This is a genomic window from Agarilytica rhodophyticola, assembly GCF_002157225.2.
In the GTDB taxonomy this organism is placed as follows: Bacteria; Pseudomonadota; Gammaproteobacteria; order Pseudomonadales; family Cellvibrionaceae; genus Agarilytica; species Agarilytica rhodophyticola.
Genome location: NZ_CP020038.1, coordinates 6,065,719 through 6,074,406 on the forward strand (window position 1 = coordinate 6,065,719; position 8,688 = coordinate 6,074,406).

The following is an 8,688-nucleotide window of genomic DNA, read 5'->3' on the forward strand; positions in this document are numbered from 1 at the left end:
TAGTGAGATTCGTTGATGGCTAATATAAAAATACCACCCACTAAGCTAAAGCAGCTTAATCAAGGTGTAATTGAAACAGCAAACCTCAATGAGTGGCTAAAAGTAGATCAGAAAAAGTTGTTAAACAGTCTCGCAAATGAGTTGGGTTTTATAGAGTTAGAAGAGTTATCTACTCTGTTACCTGATGTATCCGTTCCTAAACAGATTATATGGGTAGGGTCACAAATTACCGAGGAAAAAATACTAAAAGATTTAAAAGCGCATACTTCTGACGTGGCTAGGTGCTGGTCTTGCTATGCACTGGCAAAGAAAAAACGCACACTTAAAAGTGCGCTCACAGCCGTCAAACCATTTGCAAAAGATAGTCATTTCGGTGTTCGCGAAGTTGCTTGGATGGCTGTAAGAGACGAAATTTGCGAACAGCCCAAAGAGTCTATTGAGCTTCTAAATAGTTGGGCAAAAGATAAGGATGCTAACGTCAGGCGATTTGCATCAGAAGCGACACGCCCTCGCGGAGTATGGGCAAAACATATTAAGGAATTTAAAGAAGATCCAACACCTGCTACACCGTTGTTAAACGAATTATATACAGATGCAGTAAGATATGTACAAGACTCAGTTGGTAACTGGCTAAATGATGCCGCCAAAGATCATCCAGGGTGGGTTACAACTCTTGTAACTAAATGGAGGAAAAAATCTAATTCAAAGGAAACAAGCTATATAATTAAAAGAGCCACGAGATCAATTAAATAATTTAAGTTTTCCTTTTGATTTGAATGGATAATATAAAAACTATAGGTATCACTAGCATGGCAGAATAAAATTATCAGTATTATTTCTTATCTTTTGAGAATTTTTAACTGCCGCTCTTTCTAAGGCACATGTATCGCTGAAAAATTTGTTAATTTTTTCACATAAAGTATTTATATTTGTATGCTTTCCGCGATAGTAAAGACTTTCCTCACCCTCTTCATCATCGATAAATACGGTAATAGGTAAAGGCTCAAAACCTGATTTCATAGTCGCTTTTATAGAAGGCAAGTTATCCTCATGAATCTTAGTGTAGCAGCTACGCAAGTCCATATGAGTATCAGCCCAATCGAGTAGAACAGTTACTGCTTTTGGGCCAAAACCTTGACCTCGAAAATCGACACCCAACCAATAGTAAAAAAATCCAGTACCTTTAGAAATTTCGATACTCGCCGATCCAATAAACCCCCAATCCAAGTGATAAATGGCAAGTAAATGTTCCGCTGGATTTTGTCGACACACAGTTAACCATTGCAACCAGTCGTTGCTACAATAATCGAAATTGGGCAATCTACACAGAGCACTAATTGTTGGATCTGAATACTGCAAAAAAAAGTCTTCTTTATGCCAACTAGCTAAAGGCGTCAATACAATTTTGTCTGCACGAAGGCGATTATAAGCGGGAGGTAAATCTTCGACTATTTGCTTCAGCCGATAGTATTCACTCTGTAATTTAGGATGTTCAAGATTAGTCTCTTCACCGGATAGCAGGCGCTCGGATGATTCGAAAAGCCCCTGCTTTAGATATGCCCTATTTAACAAGTAAAGATTATCAATTTTTTTTCTACGATTTCTTTCGTCGGACGAACCTCGGCACAAACGATCCTGATATACTTCACAACAATAAGCCACTAGAGGCCAGTCGTATAAGTATCGAGAAATTTCGATAAGTAAACCGAGTGTTTTACTGGATAGATAAGAAATCGGTGACTTGTTATTTTTACCCCGTTTATTAAACAGCAGTTTATCGCGGACAAAACACATATACTCCAGGCGTCGTCCCGCTGTTAAGCCTCCACATTTTAAAAAGTGATGAAGCTGTTTAACGTTGTACTGCAGGCTAATGGTGTCGATGGGATCTCTCCTCTATTTTTCCCAGCATCTCTTGTGCACACGTCAGACCAGGATTTAGCTGCAATGCTCTTGCAAAGTTTTTAGCTGCAGCCAATACATTGCCTAATTCATAAAGACACAAGCCCATGTTGTAACAAATATGATCTTCTTCACCAAACAATGCGACTGATCGTTGATAATAATCCAACGCTGCTTGCTGATTTGATATTTCCATAAAAAACAAAGCGATATTTTCTAATGTATCGTTTGTATTCGGTATATAATAAAAGTTATCTGCAATTTTTGGTATGGCACTTTCAAGCGACAAACGCGTAGTATCATTAAGTGATGATATGTTTTCTAAAAGTACATTAATATATTTATCAAAAATATGAGGGTCGTAGTGAGAGATTGTGATAAGAGCTAAAAACGTCTCTACAGGACAATCCTCCATTGTATCCCGGATATAGGCATAAAGATTGAATATCACAGCAGGGCTTTGTGAACCTAAATAAGTTTTCGTAGCTTGCTGTGTTTCAGGTAATTCCTCAAACAGGTTTGCTGAAAGTAAGGCAAGAGAGCTAATACCAGTCTGAACTGGGGCATAATAAAAGTCACCTCCATTATGTTGTATATACTTCATAATGGAATGAAAGTTTACTTGCATAAACAAACCATTTCCGTGAGATCTAATATCAGGAGGGTAATTTCTAGCTAACTGTGAAAGTTCAACATCTGCTTTATCGGCTGCTAACATTAGATACCGGCCATCACTCAGGCGTTTAAGCTTTTCAAGGCAACGTAGCCCACCGATAGGGAAAAGTAGGTATGAGCCATTAGGTTGATCTTTATAGATATTGAGTAGATAGTCATAATCTTCATCTTGGTAATAGTTTTCACTGATTGAGTGATAAGAAAAACTAATGTCAAGCTGATTAAGGTTTTTTACCTTATTATCGATAATATGCTCAGTATTCGCCTCTACAACCGGACATACCTCATAAAGCGTGTTATCTTGTACACGAAAAATATCGTGCGGCAAACAATCAAATACATAATTAGCAATAAAAATATAAGGGTTTTCCAACGAGGAATCCTTAATATTTTGACGCATTACCTCGCCGGATAACTGCAAAGTAAGATCTATATCATTTTCAATATCAAAACATGAAAAATCCACAATGCCTGCTTCAATAAAATCTCTGAAGGCAGAGTGTTCTCGACAAAAGTCGATATTATCTTGTGCAAGATCTGTCACAACGTAGACAAAATTAATATCGTCTAATGCTAAATTTTTTTGCAATTCTAATAGGCGTTTAATAACGTAGAAAGCAAAGCGACCAGTGCCGGAACCTAATTCTACTATATAGAATGGCTGCCCTTTTTTATATTTTCCGCCAGCATAACAATCCTGCATAAACCGAATCATCACATTGGCATAGCTATCGGCAATCGATGGATTACTGGTAATATAAAAAGGCACTTGATTATCCCAAGCGCTAATACCTTCACAAATAAAAAAATCTCGCTGCCAACGCCATAATACACTTTGTGAGAAGCTTGTATTTGACTCTATGATTTTTTTGTCCAGCGTTGGATTTTGATTATTTAGTTTTTGACTTGGTAAGCTATTATTCACTTTTATTCTCACCAAGGTCTATTATCTCTATAATTTCAGCTTCGCTGTAATCTATATTAATAAGGTTTCTTTTCACGAAATCCGTCATATCTTGTCCATCAATATTGATTGCACCTTTAAGTTTTTCTGCGGTTACATCACCATCAAAGTCACTTAATATTTCTCTCGGCGATCCGACATGCCCCAATCGTACAGGGAGATTTATCTCGTTTAATAAATGACTCTCACTTAGTCCATCCTTATCGAATAACATTGCTACAGCTTCTTCTTTTTTATCCCAGGTGTTTTTAGGATCACCTTTTGTATTCCATAGCTCTGAACCATCATCGTATTGCTTTATCTGTTCATCAGAGCCATTGGAACGGCTCCAGTGACTTAATTCATGCGCCAGGGTAACGTAGCCGGGCTTACGTACCATGGCTAATACAGGAGGATTAAGCCCTAATATCCCCACATAGGCACTGTGCAAATCAAAATTTCCACTTATAGTTCCCTTGCCACCATCATTGACGCCACTTTTACGAGATTGATAGTTCCATTCAATGGAGTTTCCAGAGAAATTATCGCCGGCAAAATTACTTTTACATTTTTCAATAAGCTTGGCGCCAACGTTGGTATTCGCTAAGGATCTAACCTGTTGCTTAATATGACGTTGTTGTCTAATAGCATCAAAACTTGTAAAAGGGGTAACGTTTATGTGTAAAAAATTATCCATGATTGCATGTTTACGATAAAGCGGTAGCTTTGTGCCGGAATTATTTGGTTTGAATTGTTCCTCTGGATCGAGGCTTCTCGCCAAATTTTCTAGACCGCAGGCCCATAGTGCTTCTATTTGCCAACAACGGATACCATTCGCCCCTTGATCGTTGTATATAGAAAGTGTGCCATTACCATTATCACGTACATATAGTTCCTCGAAAGGCCTATCGTTATCGCTACTGTTATTTTTCATTTTTATTCTATATGAATCTTCTTCCTTAGAGTATTTGGAAGATACCTTAAGAAGGGTAACACTAACTTCGCCTGAATGAATACGGGACTTAATTTCTTTACGCAAGTTTCCTGATGTTGCTTTTCTATATCTCTTGCTGGTAACAAATTCTCCAGAGAAAGGCCCACTTAACATTTTTGCATTAGACCAGCTGCCATTGACGACAACATCTGTTTCGATAGAGTTTTTAGTTTGCTCTAAGTAAGAATCGAAGCCTTTTGGATATTTCTGTTTAAATAAAGGGTTCCTAGCTGCTTCAGCTTTTTTTTCATTGAAGTCTATAACGTCGTTTGATAATTCATTACTGCCATAGTCAACACCACTGTCACTTTTTCGCCTTACTTGTCTTTGCTTTCTGGCAGCTGAAGGATTAGAAAAATTTCCGTGAATGCCATTTTCATTGCCTTGCTCAAATTCTTCCACATCATTATCATTTATATGATACGAGTTATCTTCAATGCTAACTTGACGGCTCTCCTCCAAGCCTTGATCTATCAAAGCAATATCATCCTTTGCTTGCATTATTTCATTGTCAACGTTTTTCCTTTTTAAAACCTGCTTATAGTGTGAACCCTTGTGCTCGAAATCCGAATCACTCACGCTTTTACGTCTTTTTATTTTACCGACAACTCTTTTTGGTGAAGACATTTTTTAACTCCTTTAATACGAATGATTGTAGCCCTGTAGCATTAGCCTTGTATGTCAAAAATTAGTTTAAGATATAATACCCCTATTACTGAGGCATTATTACAACATTAAATAATTGGAGCACTATTAGGATTAGGGCTATTTCCTGCACTTGCACTTCTCAGACGTTGTTTAATTTTACCTGAATTTTGATTACTAGAAATTTGATCATTATTGTTCAAGCCTTTTTCCTTATCATTTTCTTGTAACAGTTTTAACCCTTGTCTCATTTCGTCTAGAAGAATAAGAATTTGTGTTGGACCATCATGGGTTTCGTCATCAACAATCATTTCATCCATCATTGCATCAGCTTCAGCTTTGCTCACAGTTACTTTTAGATCGAGATTTGGATATTGCCCCTGATCTAACATTTGCTGAGTATTTATAACATTCTCTGCCAATTTTTTTTCCAAAGCTTGTTCATAAGGTTTCATTTTTTCAAGCATCTTTGTTGGTATAAAGTCACGCCACCCTCCCATTCTATCAGGATCAGAATGCACTCCGATCTGTCGCTTTGAGTGAATCGCGGGGGGCAAATCAAAGCGTGTTAGAATCAGGTTAACTAACGCTTTTGCTGTGCGACCATTACCATCTCTAAAAGGATGGATTGATATAAATTTTGAATAAAATTCAGCTGCTATAGCGACTGGATTATACTCGCCTGGATTTTTTAATGCATAATTAACTTTATTGATAGCACGTGTTAATTCTTTTGCAGCATATCCGGGTGGCATAGCATTTTTCCCTCCCATTTGGTGCCTTGAGTCACCAATAACACCATAATAATCTAATCTCTCCTGATCTTTATCATTGGCGTCACTTTTAACACCTTGGTTAAATAGAGAATTAATATCTTTGAGATCTTTTAATGAAATATCTCGTTTATTAGAGCGCAAGTTATTAATTAGATCAAAGGCTGCAGCTGAATTTCTTACAGCTTCTTCAGATTTTCGCTTATCTTCTTCACTCTTTAAGTTGGTCTGACCATTGGCAACGCCGGTGGTATCACCAACCACAGTATTTGAAGCGTTAAGTAGTTTCTTATCAACAACATCATAATCTCGATTCTTTATCAAAGAGAACTGTTGTTTTATCTGATCTGTTTCACTATCTATAGTATTCCATGCCTCATTATCCTCTCTCTTAAACTGTCTTTTTGTCCAAACATCAATTGCTTTGGTAGAGATCCAATCTCTAATCATTTGAGAAGCTAAAAAGTCTCCTGCGTCAATATCTAGATCAGGTATATACCGATCTTGGTTAATTTCTTTTTTCTTGTTTTTCTTAGATTTTTTTTTGATTTTTTTCTTTGGCTTGAACTCTTTGATATCATCTAATGTGATTCTAATACTATTTTCATCTTCTGCACCTATAGAACTATCAGCATTAGCTGCTGCCGATTCATTATTTAAATCGTCATCATTATCATTGTTTTTTAGTTCTTCGACATCTTCTTGCGAGCTTTCGTTATCCTTGTCTTTTCTCTGTTTCCTTAAAGGAGAAGCAATAGCACTGTCACTACCATCCCAGGTTTTTGCCCGTTTCTTTCTCGCTATACTATTATTATTGCCACCACTGTCATTAACATTATTAGGCTGGCTAATAATATTGTTATTATTCAGTTCATTTTGCTGTCGCGTATTATTCAACTGATTATTATCAATATAGGTCGGAATATGATTGTCAGGCCTCCCTGACACCACTACATGTGTTCTTTGATTACTAAGTAAAGGGTCGCCGATTTTAATTGCAGCTCGTTTTCTTCTAAGATTTCGGTTATTTGTTGCTGACATGATAATTTCTCTCTTTGAATTTATTTAATGCTAATTGATTGTTACCCATTAACGCGTTGCTGTTGTAATACAGAACTTTCTCTGGCGACATTGCTAACATATTTTGCAGAACGCAAAATCAAGCTAGGCGAATTTTCGAAAGCTTGCTCAATATCGTCCAAAGCGTAGGCTTTAAGTTGACCGCCTTGGGTAGTAAAGTTTCTTTGAGCAATATCCCCTCGCTGCACGTTATCTTTTAAAAAGTTTTCTAACGGCTCTGGCGGTACAAAGCTTACGTAAAGGCCGCGAATACGCTCAATATTTGAGGCGTCTTCAAGGAGCGGTAAATACTTTATTTTCCCTTTAGCAATCTCTGCGGGGTACAACATACGTTTTTTTGCAATATCATATGTTGAATGCAGTTTTTTTAGAGTTTCCCTCTGTTTTTCATAGCTGACTTCTGGAGGCGTAAAACCATCCCAAATCGGCGTACCATCTTTTGCATAGCTAATGGTTTCGCGCGAGTTATCGATATTTTTACTAGTGGTGCCAGCAGCTAGTTTATTGGCGCGTTGTGCGCGACGCAGCATATAATCAGCGCTCTTATCTGCTAAAGCTGTTCTCAAACGTTGCTTCTCGTGAGTATCAACAACAGCATCATCGATAAAAAGCCCTCGCGCTCTTTCAAAGTCGGAGGCATCGCTGGCGCGCGGTAAATACTTAGTTTTACCATCTTTATCTTTCACTCCATAGACTTTGCGCCCTTTACTAATATCGTAGCGGGGTTTGTCTTTGGTCATAGCAGTAGCAGGCCCCAGATCTATCTTTTTACTGACTTCACTGTCGTCAACGTAAAGGCCGCGTTTAAGCTCTACCGTTGTCGCTTTACTTTTTTGTGGCAAATAGATATCTTTCCCGTCCTTGCTACGCACAGCAAATAAATTACGCTGCTTGGTAAAATCGTAGCGCAGTTTCTGCTTTCTTTTGTTGACATCAGTATCCAGCAGCCCCTGAGCTATCGAAGGGCTTTCTAATTGAGCGTCAGGGATATATTTTCCTGAGGCAAGTTCAAGAGCATTGGCATCACTTTCACTTGGTAAATATTCCTTTTTTCCATTGGCAGTGGTGGAGGCAAATAACTGACGTTGGTTAATTACATCTTCGACCGAATCCCCGCCTTCAATTAAGCTATTGGTCGCATCTTTTTTAACAGATGCATCACTGACAAAAGAACCGAAGCGACGTTCGTTTGGTGTTGCTTCACTTTCAAGAGGAAAGTACTGTGTTTTACCACCGCTCTCTACAGGAAACAAAACTCGACCAGTAGCAAAGTCTATTTTGGTCTGAACTTTCTTGCTAGCCTCTTTGCCTTTAGGGGGCTGTAAATCTGCACGAGCATTTTTACGCTTTAAATTAGGAGCTTTTCCCGCTGATAACGAATTAGTGCTATTAGCATTCTTTTTAGATCGAGCTGTGCGTCTATCCACATGCCCTTCAAACAAGCTTTTACTGCGCCGGGCGATAGCTGGTGTTACTACAGCAGGTGAACGTCCTCTAGGCGAGGGGATATCAGGTAGCTTAGTAGCGCCAGTTGTATTCCTTAATTTACTTCGCTGACTGAGGCTATTGCCTCCCTGCTGCTGCCGACGCATCTTGCTTTTTTTAGTCGGTAACATATATTGTTCCTCCTATATTACATATTGCACATTGCATTTTGCAGCACGGGGCTTACACCC

Annotated in this window: 6 protein-coding genes; 1 reads left to right on the forward strand and 5 read right to left on the reverse strand. The window is 38.3% G+C overall.

From position 1 onward, the window contains the following. Positions 1-15 precede the first annotated feature (15 nt). The gene (locus BVC89_RS25105) at positions 16-753 is read left to right on the forward strand and encodes a DNA alkylation repair protein (RefSeq protein ID WP_086933847.1); all 738 of its coding nucleotides are present in this window, start codon (positions 16-18) and stop codon (positions 751-753) included. 51 nt (positions 754-804) lie between these two features. On the opposite strand, the gene BVC89_RS25110 is transcribed toward BVC89_RS25105, so the two are convergent. From BVC89_RS25110 to BVC89_RS25130, 5 genes are all read right to left on the reverse strand, one after another. Then, complete coding sequence (locus BVC89_RS25110; RefSeq protein ID WP_086933848.1) at positions 805-1,794, reverse strand: GNAT family N-acetyltransferase; 990 nt, start codon at positions 1,792-1,794, stop codon at positions 805-807. A gap of 76 nt (positions 1,795-1,870) precedes the next feature. After that, the gene (locus BVC89_RS25115; RefSeq protein WP_086933849.1) at positions 1,871-3,502 is read right to left on the reverse strand and encodes a tetratricopeptide repeat protein; all 1,632 of its coding nucleotides are present in this window, start codon (positions 3,500-3,502) and stop codon (positions 1,871-1,873) included. After that, the gene (locus BVC89_RS25120) at positions 3,495-5,141 is read right to left on the reverse strand and encodes a hypothetical protein (RefSeq protein ID WP_086933850.1); all 1,647 of its coding nucleotides are present in this window, start codon (positions 5,139-5,141) and stop codon (positions 3,495-3,497) included. The genes BVC89_RS25115 and BVC89_RS25120 overlap by 8 nt, the downstream gene beginning before the upstream one ends. 107 nt (positions 5,142-5,248) lie before the next feature. Further along, positions 5,249-6,973 (reverse strand): Fic family protein, encoded by a 1,725-nt coding sequence (locus tag BVC89_RS25125; RefSeq protein WP_103654306.1) that lies wholly within the window; start codon positions 6,971-6,973, stop codon positions 5,249-5,251. A 41-nt stretch (positions 6,974-7,014) separates the two neighbouring features. Further along, on the reverse strand, positions 7,015-8,628 hold the full coding sequence (locus BVC89_RS25130; RefSeq protein ID WP_086933851.1) for a hypothetical protein: 1,614 nt from the start codon (positions 8,626-8,628) through the stop codon (positions 7,015-7,017). Positions 8,629-8,688: the final 60 nt, after the last annotated feature.